This window comes from Blautia sp. MSK.20.85 (assembly GCF_013317245.1).
GTDB lineage: Bacteria > Bacillota > Clostridia > Lachnospirales > Lachnospiraceae > Blautia_A.
This window is the reverse complement of sequence record NZ_JAAIUN010000031.1, coordinates 1-16,545: the sequence shown is the minus strand read 5'-3', so window position 1 is coordinate 16,545 and position 16,545 is coordinate 1. Positions and strand designations below refer to the sequence as shown.

Annotated in this window: 17 protein-coding genes and 1 pseudogene; 16 read left to right on the top strand and 2 right to left on the bottom strand. The window is 39.4% G+C overall.

Annotation, left to right across the window (positions count from 1 at the left end; all coding sequences use genetic code 11):
• Positions 1 to 19: 19 nt before the first annotated feature.
• The 9 genes and pseudogenes from G5B12_RS13825 (at position 20) to G5B12_RS13785 (ending at position 7,828) form a co-directional block, all read left to right on the top strand.
• The gene (locus G5B12_RS13825) at positions 20 to 1,333 is read left to right on the top strand and encodes a sedoheptulokinase (RefSeq protein ID WP_174088527.1); all 1,314 of its coding nucleotides are present in this window, start codon (positions 20 to 22) and stop codon (positions 1,331 to 1,333) included.
• A gap of 210 nt (positions 1,334 to 1,543) precedes the next feature.
• On the top strand, positions 1,544 to 2,911 hold the full coding sequence (locus G5B12_RS13820; protein WP_174088525.1) for an MATE family efflux transporter: 1,368 nt from the start codon (positions 1,544 to 1,546) through the stop codon (positions 2,909 to 2,911).
• Between the two features lie 13 nt (positions 2,912 to 2,924).
• Positions 2,925 to 3,512: a cytidylate kinase-like family protein gene (locus G5B12_RS13815; RefSeq protein ID WP_174088523.1), complete on the top strand. Its 588-nt coding sequence runs from the start codon at positions 2,925 to 2,927 to the stop codon at positions 3,510 to 3,512.
• 78 nt (positions 3,513 to 3,590) lie between these two features.
• Complete coding sequence (locus tag G5B12_RS13810) at positions 3,591 to 3,944, top strand: TnpV protein (protein ID WP_174088521.1); 354 nt, start codon at positions 3,591 to 3,593, stop codon at positions 3,942 to 3,944.
• A 147-nt stretch (positions 3,945 to 4,091) separates the two neighbouring features.
• A pseudogene (locus G5B12_RS13805) lies at positions 4,092 to 4,229 on the top strand (helix-turn-helix domain-containing protein); the annotation flags it as partial.
• Positions 4,230 to 4,457: 228 nt separating this feature from the next.
• Positions 4,458 to 5,360, top strand: a complete 903-nt coding sequence (locus G5B12_RS13800; RefSeq protein ID WP_174088519.1) for a ketopantoate reductase family protein — start codon at positions 4,458 to 4,460, stop codon at positions 5,358 to 5,360.
• A complete protein-coding gene (locus G5B12_RS13795; protein WP_174088517.1) occupies positions 5,347 to 6,126 on the top strand; it encodes a hypothetical protein in 780 nt (259 codons plus the stop codon). Before G5B12_RS13800 ends, G5B12_RS13795 begins: the two co-directional genes overlap by 14 nt.
• A 54-nt stretch (positions 6,127 to 6,180) precedes the next feature.
• Positions 6,181 to 6,924: a class I SAM-dependent methyltransferase gene (locus tag G5B12_RS13790; protein WP_174088515.1), complete on the top strand. Its 744-nt coding sequence runs from the start codon at positions 6,181 to 6,183 to the stop codon at positions 6,922 to 6,924.
• A gap of 13 nt (positions 6,925 to 6,937) precedes the next feature.
• The gene (locus G5B12_RS13785; protein ID WP_244096100.1) at positions 6,938 to 7,828 is read left to right on the top strand and encodes an acyl-CoA thioester hydrolase/BAAT C-terminal domain-containing protein; all 891 of its coding nucleotides are present in this window, start codon (positions 6,938 to 6,940) and stop codon (positions 7,826 to 7,828) included.
• Between the two features lie 124 nt (positions 7,829 to 7,952).
• Here G5B12_RS13785 and G5B12_RS13780 read toward each other — a convergent pair whose 3' ends face one another.
• Positions 7,953 to 8,438, bottom strand: coding sequence for an entericidin EcnA/B family protein (locus G5B12_RS13780; protein ID WP_174088513.1), 486 nt, complete (start codon positions 8,436 to 8,438; stop codon positions 7,953 to 7,955).
• 157 nt (positions 8,439 to 8,595) lie between these two features.
• Here G5B12_RS13780 and G5B12_RS13775 point away from each other — a divergent pair, with 157 nt between their 5' ends.
• Positions 8,596 to 9,270, top strand: a complete 675-nt coding sequence (locus G5B12_RS13775; protein WP_118071239.1) for a response regulator transcription factor — start codon at positions 8,596 to 8,598, stop codon at positions 9,268 to 9,270.
• On the top strand, positions 9,267 to 10,619 hold the full coding sequence (locus G5B12_RS13770; RefSeq protein ID WP_174088511.1) for a sensor histidine kinase: 1,353 nt from the start codon (positions 9,267 to 9,269) through the stop codon (positions 10,617 to 10,619). Before G5B12_RS13775 ends, G5B12_RS13770 begins: the two co-directional genes overlap by 4 nt.
• 265 nt (positions 10,620 to 10,884) lie before the next feature.
• On the opposite strand, the gene G5B12_RS13765 is transcribed toward G5B12_RS13770, so the two are convergent.
• On the bottom strand, positions 10,885 to 11,133 hold the full coding sequence (locus tag G5B12_RS13765) for a PAS domain S-box protein (RefSeq protein WP_118071237.1): 249 nt from the start codon (positions 11,131 to 11,133) through the stop codon (positions 10,885 to 10,887).
• 465 nt (positions 11,134 to 11,598) lie between these two features.
• Here G5B12_RS13765 and G5B12_RS13760 point away from each other — a divergent pair, with 465 nt between their 5' ends.
• The 5 genes from G5B12_RS13760 to G5B12_RS18375 form a co-directional block, all read left to right on the top strand.
• On the top strand, positions 11,599 to 12,228 hold the full coding sequence (locus G5B12_RS13760; RefSeq protein WP_118071236.1) for a TetR/AcrR family transcriptional regulator: 630 nt from the start codon (positions 11,599 to 11,601) through the stop codon (positions 12,226 to 12,228).
• 176 nt (positions 12,229 to 12,404) lie between these two features.
• On the top strand, positions 12,405 to 14,159 hold the full coding sequence (locus G5B12_RS13755) for an ABC transporter ATP-binding protein (RefSeq protein ID WP_174088509.1): 1,755 nt from the start codon (positions 12,405 to 12,407) through the stop codon (positions 14,157 to 14,159).
• A gap of 1 nt (position 14,160) precedes the next feature.
• On the top strand, positions 14,161 to 15,900 hold the full coding sequence (locus tag G5B12_RS13750) for an ABC transporter ATP-binding protein (protein WP_174088507.1): 1,740 nt from the start codon (positions 14,161 to 14,163) through the stop codon (positions 15,898 to 15,900).
• Between the two features lie 208 nt (positions 15,901 to 16,108).
• Positions 16,109 to 16,258 carry a hypothetical protein gene (locus tag G5B12_RS13745; RefSeq protein ID WP_021976399.1) on the top strand — a complete coding sequence of 50 codons (150 nt, stop codon included), beginning with the start codon at positions 16,109 to 16,111 and terminating at the stop codon, positions 16,256 to 16,258.
• Between the two features lie 168 nt (positions 16,259 to 16,426).
• Positions 16,427 to 16,545 (top strand): TnpV protein (locus G5B12_RS18375; protein WP_174088505.1); only part of this gene is annotated, 119 nt, incomplete at its 3' end.

Genomic DNA, 16,545 nt, shown 5'->3' with positions numbered 1-16,545 from the left:
AAAAGGACGGAAACAGACGATGAAGATCATGGGGATTGATATCGGCACAACAACAGTCAGTGTCGTAATGACAGACACAGAAACGGGAAAGCTGCTTGCAAAGGAAACAGTGGAGCATAATTCTTTTCTGCGGAGCAGTAAGCCGGAACAGAAGCTGCAGGATCCGGAACGGATCTATGAGATCGTCCGGGAGTTTCTTATAAAGCAGCAGAAGGAGAATGGTTTGCCAGATGGAATAGGGTTTACAGGGCAGATGCATGGAATGCTGTATGTGGATGCTTCCGGCAAGGCAGTGAGTCCTCTCTATACCTGGCAGGATGGAAGCGGAGAGATTCCGCTGGAAAACGGAAAAACCTGTGCAGAGCTTTTGCAGGGAGTAGGTGCGGCGGCGTCCGGATATGGTTTAGTGACACATTTTTATCTTCAGAAGAAAGATCAGATCCCGAAGGATGCTGTAAGGATGACGACGATCAGTGATTATATTGCCATGCGGCTGTGTGAAAATACTGTCCCTGTTATCGGACTTGACATGGCGGCAAGCTGGGGCTGCTTTGACCTGCGAAAACAGGAGTTTCTGTATGAAGCCCTGGAGCAGGCCGGCGTAGATACTTCTTATCTGCCGGAAGTAAGAAAGGGACATTTTTTAGTCGGAGAAACAAGAGCCGGTGTGCCGGTAATGGGATCGATCGGTGACAATCAGGCGAGTCTGTTTGGTTCCGTCCGGAATCTTAAAGATACCGTGCTCCTGAATGTAGGAACCGGCAGCCAGGTTTCCTTAGTGACAGAGAAGTTTATAGAATGCAGCGGCAGTGTGGAGCTTCGCCCCTGTACCGAAAACAGCTATATCCTCGTGGGAGCTTCCCTGTGTGGTGGTCGTGCGTATGCGATGCTGGAACAGTTTTACAGAGAAGCTGCAGAAACTGAAGAAAGACTGTATTCCCGGATGCAGGAGCAGGCAGAAAAATTTATTGAAAAATACGGAAAAGAAGCTGCATGGAAAGTAGATACAGCTTTTTCAGGGACAAGAAGTAATCCGTCTCACAGGGGCATGATCGCAGGGATCGGTGTAGAGAATTTTCATCCTGGTGCACTGACGGTCGGTGTGATCTGTGGGATCCTTAACGAACTGCATGAGCAGTATGAGCAGATGTGTCAGCTCACCGGAAAAAAGGCCACACGCCTGACTGGCTCCGGAAACGGAATTCGCCGAAACCCGCTGATGAGAAGACTGGCAGAAGAAATGTTCAAAATGCCGATGGAGATTCCTGAATATGAAGAAGAGGCTGCATATGGAGCTGCACTTACTGCGGGAAAGTTGGTTGCGGCAATGTAAGAAAAATTTTGTTTGACTTTTTGAAAAAGAGGCAATATAATTACAAGAAACGAGTAGCAAGTAAGCGTAAATCCAGTTTACCGGCTACTCGTTTTCATTTTGTAAAAATGAATATCGCCATGAAAAAGTGTGTAGCGTGTCAGCGTAAGTCCAGCTTATATGACAAGGTGCGCACTTTTTTTGTGCTAAAAAGAAAGGAGTTAAAACAAAATGGCGGAAAGCAACAAGATGAAGGAGATGCCGGTAAATAAGCTGATGGTCCAAATGGGAATCCCGATGATCCTATCTATGGCATTGCAGGCAGTCTATAACATTGTAGACAGTGCATTTGTGGGAAATATGAAAGCAGGCAGTGAGACAGCACTAAATGCTTTGACACTGGTATTTCCGGTGCAGATGCTTATGGTGGCAGTGGGGATCGGAACCGGTGTAGGAACCAATGCACTTCTTGCAAGGACACTTGGACAGGGAGACAGTAAAAAAGCTGCAAAGGTAGCAGGAAACAGTCTGTTTCTGGGAGTGATCATTTATGTGGTTTGCTTATTGTTTGGTATCTTTGGGGTGAAAGCATATATTTCATCGCAGACAGTAGATACAGAAGTACTTGAGATGGGAATCAGCTATCTGAGGATATGCTGCGTGATTTCTTTTGGTATTATTTTCTTTTCTCTATTTGAAAAGTTACTTCAGGCAACAGGCCGTTCTCTTTATTCCACGATTGGTCAGGTGGTTGGAGCGGTTGTAAATATCATCCTTGATCCGATCATGATCTACGGTATTGGACCTTGTCCGGAAATGGGAGTGAAAGGCGCAGCCTACGCAACTGTAATTGGACAGGTAGCGTCAGCAGTATTACTGTTCATTTTTCATATCAAATTAAATAAGGAATTCGAGCATGGGGCGAAATATATGAAGCCAGATGGCGAAATTATCAAGGAGATCTATGCAATCGGACTTCCGGCAATCATTGCTCAGGCGCTGATGTCCATTATGGTTTATGTAATGAACCTGATCCTGAAGTTCGATCCGTCAGCACAGACGGCCTATGGTCTGTTCTATAAGGTACAGCAGTTTGTTTTGTTTCTTGCTTTTGGTCTGCGAGATGCAATCACCCCAATCATTGCATTTGCTTATGGAATGAGAAGTAAGAAGAGAATTCAGGATGGAATCAAATATGGTCTGATCTATACAATTGTGTTAATGATTCTGGGAATTGCAATCACAGAGATTTTCCCTGGGGCATTTGCAACGCTGTTTAATGCGGGACAGTCGAGAGAATATTTTATCGGAGCAATGAGAGTGATTTCTATAAGTTTCCTGTTCGCAGGAATCAATGTTGCTTATCAGGGCATTTATCAGGCACTGGATGGTGGTGTGGAATCGCTGGTTATTTCGCTTTTGAGACAGCTTATTATTATCCTGCCGCTGGCTGGAATCTTTTCTATGCTTGTCAGAAATGTACAGATGGGAGTTTCACTGATCTGGTGGGCATTTCCGATTACGGAAATAGTTTCCTGTTTTGTAGGATATGTATTTTTAAAGAGAATCAGAAAAAATAAAGTAGATGTTTTGAATTAAGGAGGAACTGGAAATGGTGAAAAGAATCATTACGATCAGTAGAGAATTTGGAAGCGGCGGACGCTTTATCGGAGAAGAATTAGCGAAAAAATTGGGACTCGCTTATTATGATAAAAACATTATCAATGAGATCGCAGAAAAGTCTGGTTTATCTCCGGAATATATTCAGGAAAGTGCGGAACTGTCTCCGAAAAAAGGCTTGTTTGCATATGCATTTGCCGGACGTGATATCACAGGAAAATCAGTAGAAGACATGGTGTATGAGGCACAGAGAAAGGTTATTTTAGAACTGGCTGATAAGGAATCTTGTGTGATTATCGGAAGAAATGCAGATTATATTCTGAAAGATAGGGATGATGTACTGAATGTATTTATCCATGGGGATATGCCGGAAAAAACACAGCGTATTATGGGTTTATATAATGTAGGAGAGAAGGAAGCTGTCAAAATGATGGCAGATACAGATAAAAGGCGTATGACGAATTATAATTTTTATACCGATCAGAAATGGGGAAAGGCCAGTAATTATACGTTGTGTCTGAATAGTTCACAGCTTGGATATGACAGATGTGAGAAGCTTGTTATAGAATGTAGTAAATAATGAAATCCTCATGGTGAAAGTGGATTAAAGAAAATGTGATGAGAGCATTCATGAGTAAGTAGCGAAAGCGGATTGCGAATGTCCTATTTAATAACGTACACGGATGTAAATGGATATCTGATCCCGAATCTCACCTATAAATCCGGTGAGCAGATGGAGCAACTTGGCAAGTATGGTTTTCTTCGCAGAGATTATCTGAAGAACCATCGAAATTTAATCTATCAGGTGATGCTTCTGCAGGACACCATTGGAGAACACCTTCTGGAAGTAGATAAGGCAGCCAGAGAACGGGAAGAAATGATTCTGAAACAGTTGGAAGAAAAAGAACCACTGCCGGATAAAGAAGCAGATCAAATGGCATGGGTAAGAGCTGCCAATCAGCACAGAACAATTGCGGAAGAGATTATTCTCAAGGAATTGATTTATGTTTAACAAAGTTGAAGTTTGTAACTGAGGATTGAACAGGTAATTGGACAGATTAAAAATTTATTGAAAAAAGAATAAAATGTTTAGAGAAGGCGTGAGTGATAGAGATATTACTTACGCTTTTTCTTTTGAACTGAAAAGGAGGATGGGAGTATGGCACAGATTTTTCGTGTAGAGAGAACTAAGAATTTTACGGTAATGAGTAATCACCATTTCAAGAATAAGAATCTGACATTGAAAGCGAAAGGTCTATTATCGTTGATGTTAAGTTTGCCAGATGACTGGAATTACAATATGCAAGTGCAGTGAATATAATGCGTATGAACATGAAATTTTAAATATTATGAAAACAAAATTTGGTTGATTAACCAGGTAAAAGTGATATACTGAATGCATAAGAAAAGAAACCGTGTGGAATTACAGTTTTGTTTTCACACGGTTTTTTAGAAAATAAGAGTTAGATATTACTAACATGAACACTGGCAGTTTTTTTGAAAATGAAAAAGAGGACGGATTTCTATGAGAATATTGATTTATGGTGCAGGTGTGATTGGATCCTTGTATGCGGTCTTATTTGCAGAAACTGGTTATGATACGAGTATTTATGCCAGAGGTAAAAGACTTGAGTTTTTAAAGAAAAATGGACTGCTTTATAAGAAAAACCAGAAGATAAGGCGGGCAGAAGCCACGATTCTTGGAGAATTGTCAGATAATGATGCTTACGATTTTATTTTGCTAACTGTCAGGGAAAATCAGCTATATGAAGCATTTGCTGAATTAAAAAATAATAAAAGTAATATAATTGTTACAATGGTAAATTCATTGGACAGTTATAAAAAATGGGAAGATATTGTTGGAAAAGGGAGAATATTGCCTGCTTTTCCAGGAGCGGGCGGAAGTATAAATAATGATGGTATCCTTGATGCAGCACTCACTCCAAGAATGATTCAACCGACAACATTTGCAGAAATATCAGGAAATAAATCCGAAAAGACAAAGCATTTTTCGAAGATATTGAGGCATGCTCATATACCATATCAGAAAGTAGTGGATATGCATATGTGGCAATTATGTCATCTTGCCATGGTGGTGCCGATTGCAGATGCATATTACGAAGCAGATTGCCCGGAAAGAGCGGGAAAAGACTGGAAGATTATGAAGAAAACAGCAAAAAAATTGAAAAGAAATTTTAGCTTTTTGCGAAAACAGGCAGGTAGGCTGTCACCTTGTAAAATGAATATTTTTCGTTTTTTACCACTGCCAATTATGACGATTATGCTTGCTGTTACATTCGAAAGTAGCTTCGGAGATAAATTTATGTATCAACATGCCAGGAAGGCACCAGATGAAATGAGGGAGCTGCATAAGCAATTTTATGCTTATATGAAAAAACTAAAGGAGGCCAGATATGAAATTTTATGAAAGTGGAGACAGTAGTAAACCAGTGATATTTTTATTTCCTGGTACCTGTTGCCTGTATAGTAGCTTTGATCATATACTGGATAGATTACATTCTTATTTTTACACGGTAACAGTTTCTTATGATGGATTTGATCCAAATGAGAAAACAGAATTTTATTCAATGGAAGATGAATGCGAAAAGATTGAGCAGGAAATCAAGAAAAAGTATGATGGAAGAATTAAAGCAGCGTATGGGTGTTCCCTTGGAGGAAGTTTTGTATCCCTTTTGATTCAGCGAAAAAGAATTCATATAGATCATGGCATCATTGGGAGCAGTGATATGGATGAAGCTGGTCAGTTTATGGCAAAAATTCAGTCATCTGTAGTTGTGCCGATTATGTATAAAATGGTGCATACTGGTAAATTGTCTAAATTTATGCAAAAGAAAATAAATGAAGCAGATAAATCAAAGAAAGAAATGATTGATGGATTTTTAAATATGTTCGGCATTGAGCAGGGAGGAAATCCATGGATTACGAAACAGAGTGTTTATAATCAGTTTTATTCTGATCTGGTTACGAAAGTCCAGCATGGAATTGATGTGCCGGGAACTACGATACACGTGTTTTACGCAACAAAGATGGGCAGAAAATATGAAAAGAGATATTGTACTTATTTTAAAAATCCGGATATTCGGAGACATAACATGCAGCATGAAGAACTGTTTTGCTGTCATAGTGCAGAGTGGGTGGAAGAAGTAAGAAAGGCAGTGGAAGGCGACAGATAATGAAAGAAAAAGTGAATGTGACAGGTGTGCCGGAAACGATGGTACAGACCCTGTATGCAAGAGCAAAAGAAACAAAATGCAAAGATCAAAGATGAGATTGCAGTAGAACTTGTGGAAAAGCTGGACTATGACTTTTCTATGGCAGATAAAGATAACGCTATGAACTATGGTGTGATTGCAAGAACAATTGTATTAGACCGGATGGTTGAGCAATATTTGAAGAAGCATGAAAATACAGTTGTCGTAAATATTGCATGCGGACTGGATACCAGATGCTACCGGATGAAGGGAAAATATCTGCGCTGGTATAATGTAGACCTTCCGGAAACAATGAAAATAAGGAGCCAGTTCCTTACCGAAACTGATCTGGTGTATCAGATTGCAAAGTCTGCAATGGATGATTCCTACATAGATGATATCGATTATCACGGTAAGAATATTCTGGTAATAATCGAAGGACTTACAATGTATTTGTATGAGAAAGATATCAGGAAGATGTTTTCTATTATTGATAAATCATTTCAGAAAGTTACAGTAATGGTCGAAACCATGTCACCCTTTGTTGTAAAGCATATGAAAGAGAAATCCATAGAGGGAAGCAATGCAAAATTCACATGGGGAGTTAAGAACAGAAAGGAGCTGCAAAGAATCATACCGGCATTTTCTGTTCGGCAGGAAGTCAGTCTTGTTGAAGGAATGAAAGAGCTTATGCCTGTTTATTGTGTAATAGGTAAGATTCCGGCTGTTCGGAATATCTCAAATAAAATAATAGTTTTGGAGAAACGTGGCCGATATTAAGGAGATGATACAAATGAAGAAAAGACATTTTGATGTGGAAACAGATGGATTTTATGGAGCATATTGGAAATGTAAAACAGGCTCAGACTGTGCAATGATAGCAATGATCGGAGATGATCCAGAGGATTATCTGGCGCGTACATCCGTGAAATGGCTACATAAACTCGGCGTAAATGTGATGACGATGTCACCTGGAAAAAAGGATTATGGACATCATAATTATCCATTGGAACGTATAGAGAAAGCAATCAATTGGTTAAAAATGAATAGTAATCAGAAGATAGGAATTGTCGGGGCATCTACTACAGGAACACTTGCATTGACTGCCGCTTCTTATTTTGAGGATATTACATTAACGATAGGTCTGACACCGAGTGATTTTATCTGGCAGGGGTTTATGCAGGGCAAAAAAGATGGCTGTAAGGAATGGCCGATTGAAGGAGAATCTCTTTTTTCTTACAAAGGAGAACCCCTTCCGTATATGCCATTTTGCTACAAACATCCGGATTACTGGCATGTGATTAAGAAAGAAACAAAACGGACCGGTGATATGATTAATTCGAGAAAACTGTTTGATGATTCGGAAGCAGTTCATGCAATTACAGAAGAAGAAATGATCAAGATTGAAAAAATTTATGGAACATTATTGTTAATTGGCGCTGAAGATGATGTGTTGTGGGATACTGCAAAATATATCCGACGTATGAAGCAGCGTATGAAAGAACATCCACACACATGCAGGCTGGAGTATGTTATTTATGAGCATGGAACCCATTTCGTTTTTCCGGAGAGTATGTTAAGGACGATGTTGCCAGTTGGTTCTGGGATTTTTATGAAACTGGCATTTCAGGCAGCAAGAAACATCCGACACCATACACGTTATAATCTCATCTTTGACAGTTGATTAGTTAAAAAAGTGCCACAAGCCCTGTAAGGGGTGTGGCACTTTTGTCTCGAGATTTTGCATTGTCTTGTTGCTTTTTTAGAAATTAAGAAAGTTCTGCCACATTCTTGTAGCCCAGATGGAATTAATCATCAATGCCGTATTTGTTTTCCAGCGCTTCTTCGGCTAATTCCAGTTCATCTTCCAGTTTTTCAATCGCGCGTTCTCTCGCTTTGTATATCTCGAAGCTAATCTCTTTCATCTGGTAAGCATACTCAAATTCATCATCAAGTTTATCCAGTTCGCCATCAACTGCGTCTACCTGTTTTTTCAAAGCGTAGAATTGTTCGTGATTCTCAGATGCATTTGTAGATGTTTTTGCATTGTTTACACTTTTTGTTATATTACGGATATCGTTTTCATAAGAAGAGAAATCATAATCCTTTTCGTTCGCATTCTCTACTGCGTTTTCTGTGTTACTGATATTATCATCATTGTCATCTGTATTTGATGTTACAACTTCCTGTGTCTTAATTTCTATATCTTCTGCTGCTCCATTATTGAATGAAGTGCATCCTGTAAAAGCAAATATTAATGTGAGAGATAATAAAACTACTAATATTTTTTTCATAACGTGTTCTCCTTCCGTCTCTTGGATGTTTTGTTTTTGCTGTTATATGTATCATATAGGGGGAAGATTAAAAAAAGATTAAAACAAATAGTAATTTCAAAAAATGAAAAAAAGAACTCTAGCACACGAAAATGATTGGTATTATAATAATTACATTATGAGATTACTGATTGTAGAAGACGAGAATGATTTAAGAAACATTGTCAAAAAAAGGCTTGTCAAGGAACATTACAGTGTAGATGCCTGTGGGGATGGTCTGGAAGCGATGGATTATATCGATATGACTTCCTACGATGGTATTATTCTTGATATCATGTTGCCGGGAAAGGACGGATATGAAATCTTAAGAGAATTAAGGCAACGAGAAGATGATACACCGGTTCTGTTACTGACAGCAAAAGACAGCATTGAAGATCGTGTCAAAGGACTGGATCTTGGTGCCGATGATTACCTGATCAAACCATTTGCATTTGAAGAACTGCTTGCAAGAATCCGTGTCATGATGCGTAGAAAGCCACAATTTACATCCAATCAACTAAAAATAGCAGATCTTATTCTGGATCGTGACACAAGAAAGGTAACAAGAGCCGGAAATGAAATTGATCTTTCTGCAAAAGAATTTATGGTTCTGGAATGTCTTATGCGCAACAAAAATATCGTAATGACAAGACAGCAGATTGAACAGAATGCGTGGGACTTTGATTTTGAAGGTGGTTCCAATGTGATCGACGTATACATTCGCTATTTGCGAAAAAAAATCGATGCACAATATGAACAAAAACTCATCCACACTGTTCGCGGTGTCGGATATGTAATGAAGGAAAACGAATGAAACAGCTGACGATCAAGAAAAAAATTACGCTATGGTACACCGGAATCATTGCCGTAGTTCTTGGGACTATTTTAGTTCTCGTCCTTCTTTTTGTGGATAAGGTTGGAATTTCTGCGACAGAAGAAGAAATCAGTGCCGCAGTGACTGGTTTCTCTTCAAATATTAATTTTCAGGATGATTCCTTTTATCTTGACGGCGATACCGAATTTTACGATGACGGTATTATGTTTTGTATTTATGACAAAAACGGACGCTTACTTTATGGAACGATTCCAACCCAATTTCCAGAAGAAACTATCCTCAAGTCGAATACACCGCGAATGATAACCGGATCAAATCGAAAATGGATGATATATGACAGCGTTTACACTTACGGTGATGATGAGGAAATGTGGGTACGAGGAATTACCTCCGTACATTCTATAGAACTTTTCATGCAGACATCCGAGAAAATGCTGTTGATTGTATTCCCATTACTCATTATTCTGATCGGAGCCATCGGATATTTTATGATCAAGCGTGCATTGAGACAGGTGGATCTTATCTGCGATGAAGTTGAAAACATCAGCAATGGAAAAGATCTTTCCAAACGATTGTCTCTGCCAAAAGCAAAAGATGAATTATACGAATTGTCGGAGAAATTTAACGGAATGTTCGAGCGCTTGGAATTTTCGTTTGAGAAGGAACGTCAATTCACATCAGACGTATCTCATGAACTGCGGACTCCCGTTGCTGTTATCATTTCCCAGTGTGAGTACTTATTGGAAAATGAAAACTTATCTGCGGAAGATAAGGAAGAGATTGCAGTCATCTTAAGGCAGGCAAAACGAATGTCAAAGCTGACAAGCGAAATGTTAATGATCGCCAGAAACGAACAGGATGAGCAGCATCTGATGGAAAAACTGGATTTTGGATTATTAAGCGAACTTGTAATAGAAGAACTGCAGACAAAAGCACAGGAAAAAAATATCGAGATCACCCTGCAAAAGCAGGATGACTTATTTATGAACGGCGACCAGACATTGATTTTGCGTATGATGATAAATTTAATAACCAATGCCATCAATTACGGAAAAATAAATGGACATATCCATGTTATCCTGAAGGTCGAAAATGACCAGATTGTCGGTGAAGTAAAAGATGATGGTATTGGAATAAGTGAGGAACACCTGGACAGAATTTGGGAGCGTTTCTATCGCATAGACAAAAGCCGTTCCAGAGAAAATGGCGGTACCGGACTCGGCCTTTCTATGGTGCGCTGGATTGTAAATCTCCACAATGGAACCATTCACGTCGAAAGTATCGAAGGTATCGGAACGAGTTTTATTTTCCGATTTCCGAAAATATAAGGAGTTATCACTGTATATCCATCATGTAGAATGGTTGCTTTTTGATTTTCTATTCCCGTTCGTGTTATGAATAGGTTCTTTATATTTGGATTCGTGCATTACATAAAAATACGCATATACATTTTGTAATAGTAATAGGGAATAACCGCCAAAAGTCTGCTTGCAAAGCTGTATTGTTGAATGTGCAGATTTATACTAAGGCTGAATTTCGATATCTAATGGGGTGTCACTGGGGACAGTAAAAAAGCCATAAACACCGTCCCCATTATAGACTGTAACGAATATGCATATCTTCCCAATCCATGAACAATACGTAAAATACTTTTCCGTATTGCGGACTCTCTACAATTCTTCCATGATCAAGCACAGAAAAATAAGTTCCGTTAGCTTTTCGAAGATGGAAGTGAATATAGTCATTTTCATTACCACTGTCAATCTGTTCCCAGATACTTGCTTCTATCTGTTGCTGTTCATGTTTGTGGGCACCTGACCGAAGACCTTTCCTGTAGGCCATGCGGACTGGACACCAGATGTTATCGTATGAAGGGAAAATATCTGCGCTGGTACAATGTAGATTTGCAGGAGACTATGAAGATAAGGTAGCAGTTTCTCCCGGAAACAGGTCCAATCTATCAGATTGCAAAGTCTGCAGTCTGCAATGGATGATTCCTACGTGGACGATCCACACACATGCAGGGTGGAGTCTGTTATTTACGAGCATGCGACCCATTTCGTTTTTCCGGAGAGTATGCTCGAAACAATTATTGAGACAGATAGATTATCGGAAGTTGTATTTTGAAAGAAGGTCTTTGTGAAAGACTTATAAAATGAGAATGTATCTGCTAAGTGGAAACTGAATACAAGGGAAAATAAAAAATCTAAACAGCAGACTTGACAAATTCCTGTAATGAGTTAAAATATAACAGTGCTATATAGCACTGCTATATTTTTGAAAAGAACTTTAGAGGATACGAAAAGAATGTCAACAAAAGCAGAAGATACACAAAAAAATATATTAAATACAGCCAGAAAACATTTCCTGAAAGATGGTCTGACCGGAGCATCTTTAAGAAACATTGTAAAAGATGCAGGACTTACTACTGGTGCATTTTACAAGTATTATCCGACGAAAGAGGCGCTTTTTGATGCGCTGACGGATCCCTATATGGAACACATTTATCAGATATATGATCAGATCGTTGAGGAATTTGAAAAGCTTTCTGCCAGTGATCAGACAAGGAATATGTCGGATACATCCAGTGATGGGATGGAGCAGATGGTTGATTATATTTATGATCATTATGATAATTTCAGATTATTGTTGAAATGCGGAGACAGTGGAAAATTTGAACTATTCATACACAATATGGTAGAGCGGGAAATGAAGTCCAGCCTGAAATATATGGAAAAGATGAAAGAGAACGGTGTGAAAATACCGATTGTAGAGGAAAGCCTTATGCATATGATCTATACGGGATTTTTTTCATCAGTATTTCAGATCATTGAGCATGATATAGATAGAGAGACTGCAAAGAAAAATGTGCATCAGCTGAAAGAATTCAATACAGGTGGCTGGGAACGATTGTGGAATATTGAGTTTCCGGTATAACTGATGTAAGAATCCGGAATAGAATGTATGTGTTGCATGTTCTGGATTTCTGAACGAGAATCCGACAGGATAATAATATCAGGTGGCTGGTGCCAATAGGCCGCCTGTTTTATTATACATAAGTTAGATAGAACTAACAAAAATAACAATAAAACGAAAGTAAGGAGTGAATGGATATGAAAGAAAAAAAGAAGTCGGCAGTCAGCTGGATCCTGACGTGGGCCGGACAAAAAAGAATTGCCTATGTGTGGAGTGTGTTACTTGCAATAGGAAATGTGATTTTTAAGATTTTGCCGTATTTTATTATTGCAGATGTAGTAAAGCTGTTTTTAAATGGTGAAAAGGAGTTTAAAACATATCTTGCAAAAGCGGTTCTGATTGCATTGTCGTTTATCATTGCAGAATTGCTTCATTCACTCTCGACAGCATTGTCGCATAAAGCGACGTTTGCAGTACTCGCAAATATAAGAAAATCCTGCTGTGACAAACTGGTACGGGTACCTCTTGGTTATGTAAAGGATACATCCTCCGGCACATTTAAGAATATCATGGTGGAAAGAATCGACAGTATCGAGACAACACTGGCGCATATTGTCCCGGAATTCACGTCCAATCTGCTGGCGCCGGTTGTGATTTTAATTTATTTCTTTCTGACAGACTGGAGACTGGCACTTTGGTCTTTGGTTCCAGTTATCGTTGGACTTTTCTCTTATTTTGGAATGATGCTGGATTATAAGCCAAGTTTTGAAAGAACAGTTCAGACAACAAAAGATCTGAATGATGCGGCAGTGGAATATATTGACGGGATTGAAGTAATCAAGGCATTTGGAAAGACAGAAAGTTCTTATGCCAAATTTACAAAGGCGGCTTTTGAATATGCGGATTCCTTTATTTCCTGGATGAAACGGTGCTCGATTTTTCATGGACTGATGATGGTGGTCACACCTTATACGCTTCTTACGGTATTGCCGTTGGGGGCACATTATGTAGCGAATGGAACACTTGCGGTTCCTGATTTTGTCATCTGTATTATTTTATCACTTGGAATCGTTGGACCGTTGATTACAGTGGGATCTTACACAGATGATCTTGGAAAAATTGGAGTAATCGTCGGTGAAGTGGCGGGAATTCTGGAACAGCCGGAGCTTGAACGTCCGGAGAAAAGTGAAAGAGCTCCCAAAGATAATTCCGTTACGCTTGAAAAAGTCAGATTTGGTTATCACGACAAAGAGATTCTGCATGGAGTAACTATGGAGCTGAAAGCAGGAACGGTAAATGCAATCGTAGGACCTTCCGGAAGCGGCAAGTCGACCATCGCAAAGCTGATTGCGTCCTTGTGGGATGTGGATTCCGGAAGTATTAAAATCGGTGGAGTTGATGTCAAAGAAATGTCGCTTGCAGATTTTAATCGGAAAATTGCATATGTTGCACAGGATAATTATCTGTTCAATGAAACGGTACGTGAAAATATCAGACAGGGAAATCCGGAGGCTACAGATGAACAGATCATCGAGGTGACAAAGAAAAGCGGATGCTATGAATTTATCATGCAGCTTGAGAACGGATTTGATACGGTTGTAGGGGGTGCAGGAGGACATCTGTCAGGAGGCGAGAGACAGCGTATCTCGATTGCAAGAGCGATGCTGAAGGATGCTCCGATCGTGATCCTTGATGAGGCAACTGCTTACACGGATCCGGAAAACGAGGCGATTCTGCAGAATTCTATCGCAAAACTGGTAGCAGGGAAGACACTGATCGTAATTGCACACAGGCTATCTACCATTAAGGACAGTGATCAGATTTTTGTCGTAAATGATGGAAATGTAACAGCACATGGCACACATGAGGAACTATTGGTGTCATGCCCGCTTTATAAGGAAATGTGGGATGCCCATATTTCTGTAAAAGATACGGTGAAGGAGGGAGAATGATATGTTTGGAATTCTGGCAAAATTCTTTCGTTTTTCAGGCAGGGAAAATGGTAATAAATTTAAACTGTCGATAGTGATCGGACTCGTAGAGGCGCTTGCTTCAGCAATGAAGATACCGGCTATTATGTACATATTGATCGGTTTGCTGAGTGGAAAACCAATAGGAAAATATATTGGTGGTTCAATTGCGATCATGGTGATTGCAATTGTAGTTGATGTCATCTGTAAGAGATACTCTACAGTGCTTCAGACAGAAGGCGGATATAATGCGAGTGCTTTTATGAGAATCAAGATTGCAGAGCATCTGCGTTATCTGCCGATGGGATATTTTAATGCCAACAGCATCGGGGAAATTTCTTCTATTACGACGAATACAATGGAAATACTTGGCGATGTAGCTGCGAGAGTGGTTATGCTGACCATGCAGGGAATTCTGGAAACATCCATGATCATTCTTATGCTGTTTCTTTTTGACTGGAGAATCGGACTGACAGCTGCAGCAGGAGTGATTATTTTCTTTGGTGTAAATGCTGTGATGCAGAATACAGGGAAAAACGATTCAGAGCAAAAAGTGGTATGTGATACAGAGCTTGTAAATCAGATCCTGGAGTATCTGCAGGGAATATCAGAAGTAAAATCATACAACCTGCTTGGAAAACAGGCAAAAAGATTAAATGATGCAAATGAAGCATGCAAAAAGATTAATACAAAGATGGAGATGTTGTTTGTCCCTTATCATTTTCTGCAAAGCGTCATAACAAAAATCACAGGTGCGGTAATCGTAGCATGCAGTGCATATTTTTATATTAATGGAACTATGAGTGCGGTCTATGCAATTGGTATGACAATCTCAGCATTTATGCTTTATGCCAGTCTGGAATGTGCAGGGAATTATTCATCTCTTTTACATGTGGTAAGCGTATGTGTAGATAAAGCAAATGCAATATTGGAGCTGGATACCATGGATATCGACGGTAAAGAAATACAGCCGGAAAATTACGATATCAGACTTTCTAACGTTTCATTTTCCTATGACAAACGGAAGATTATTGATGATGTATCACTTTCTATCCCACAGAAAACGACGACAGCAATTGTTGGACCGTCTGGTGGAGGAAAATCAACACTTTGCAATCTGATTGCCAGATTCTGGGATGTGGATTTAGGGGAAGTGACACTTGGAGGCGTGAATGTAAAAGACTATAGTATGAACAGTCTGATGCGTAATTTTTCATTTGTATTTCAGTCTGTGTATTTGTTTGCAGATACCATTGAGAATAATATTAAATTCGGACGTCAGGATGCAAGCCATGAGGAAGTGATGGAAGCGGCGAAGAAAGCATGTTGTCATGATTTCATCAGCAAACTTCCGAATGGATATGACACAGTGATCGGAGAAGGAGGAGCCACACTTTCCGGTGGTGAGAAGCAGCGTATTTCGATAGCCAGAGCGATTATGAAGGATGCGCCAATCGTCATATTGGATGAAGCAACGGCAAATGTTGATCCGGAGAATGAAAAGGAGCTGATGGATGCAGTAGATGCACTTACAAAGGAAAAAACGATTATTATGATTGCCCACAGATTAAAAACAGTCAGACATGCAGACCAGATTGTGGTTGTTGAAAAAGGAAGAATTGCACAGCAGGGAACACATGAGCAATTAATGAAACAGGAAGGTATTTATAAGAGATTTGTGGATGCAAGGCAGCAGGCGGTAAGTTGGAAACTGGTGCACTGAGAAATAATCCACAGTTGGTGAATATCCAAATTGAATTGTCTGAAAGAGATTTAATTTAAGTTTCGCTAAGTTTCACTTATATAGGCAGAATGAGGGATATTCAATAAAGTAATATGAAAAAAGCACTGAAAACCGTTGGATTGATATGCTCCCCATATGGTAGACAATGGAAATATCCCAAAATCTATCATATGAGGAGCATATTTTTATGGCTAGGAAACAGTATAGTAAGGAGTTGAAACTTGAGCTCGTAAAGAAACACCTTCCAACAAAAGAACATAAAGGGCTAAAGGTGGAAATTAGTTTTTCATTTTACGGCTCACAAAATCTTCACAAAAAACTAGCACTCACCTCTTGATAATGGAAGTCGATTTTTGTCCTGTCTTGTGTATCCTAGAAGTGCCTGTTTTACAGGCTTTCCGGGGCATCAGTCATTTTGTCTGGTATTGTAAAGCAGTGTCAGATTTGTCGTAAATGTCGTAAATTTGTGGTCAAAAAACGATGAGAAATGGAGAGTGCTAATAAAATGAAATTAACGTATACGAATCTAAATGGATACCTGATTCCGAATCTCACCTATAAATCCGGTGAGCAGATGGAGCAACTTGGCAAGTATGGTTTTCTTCGCAGAGATTATCTGAAGAA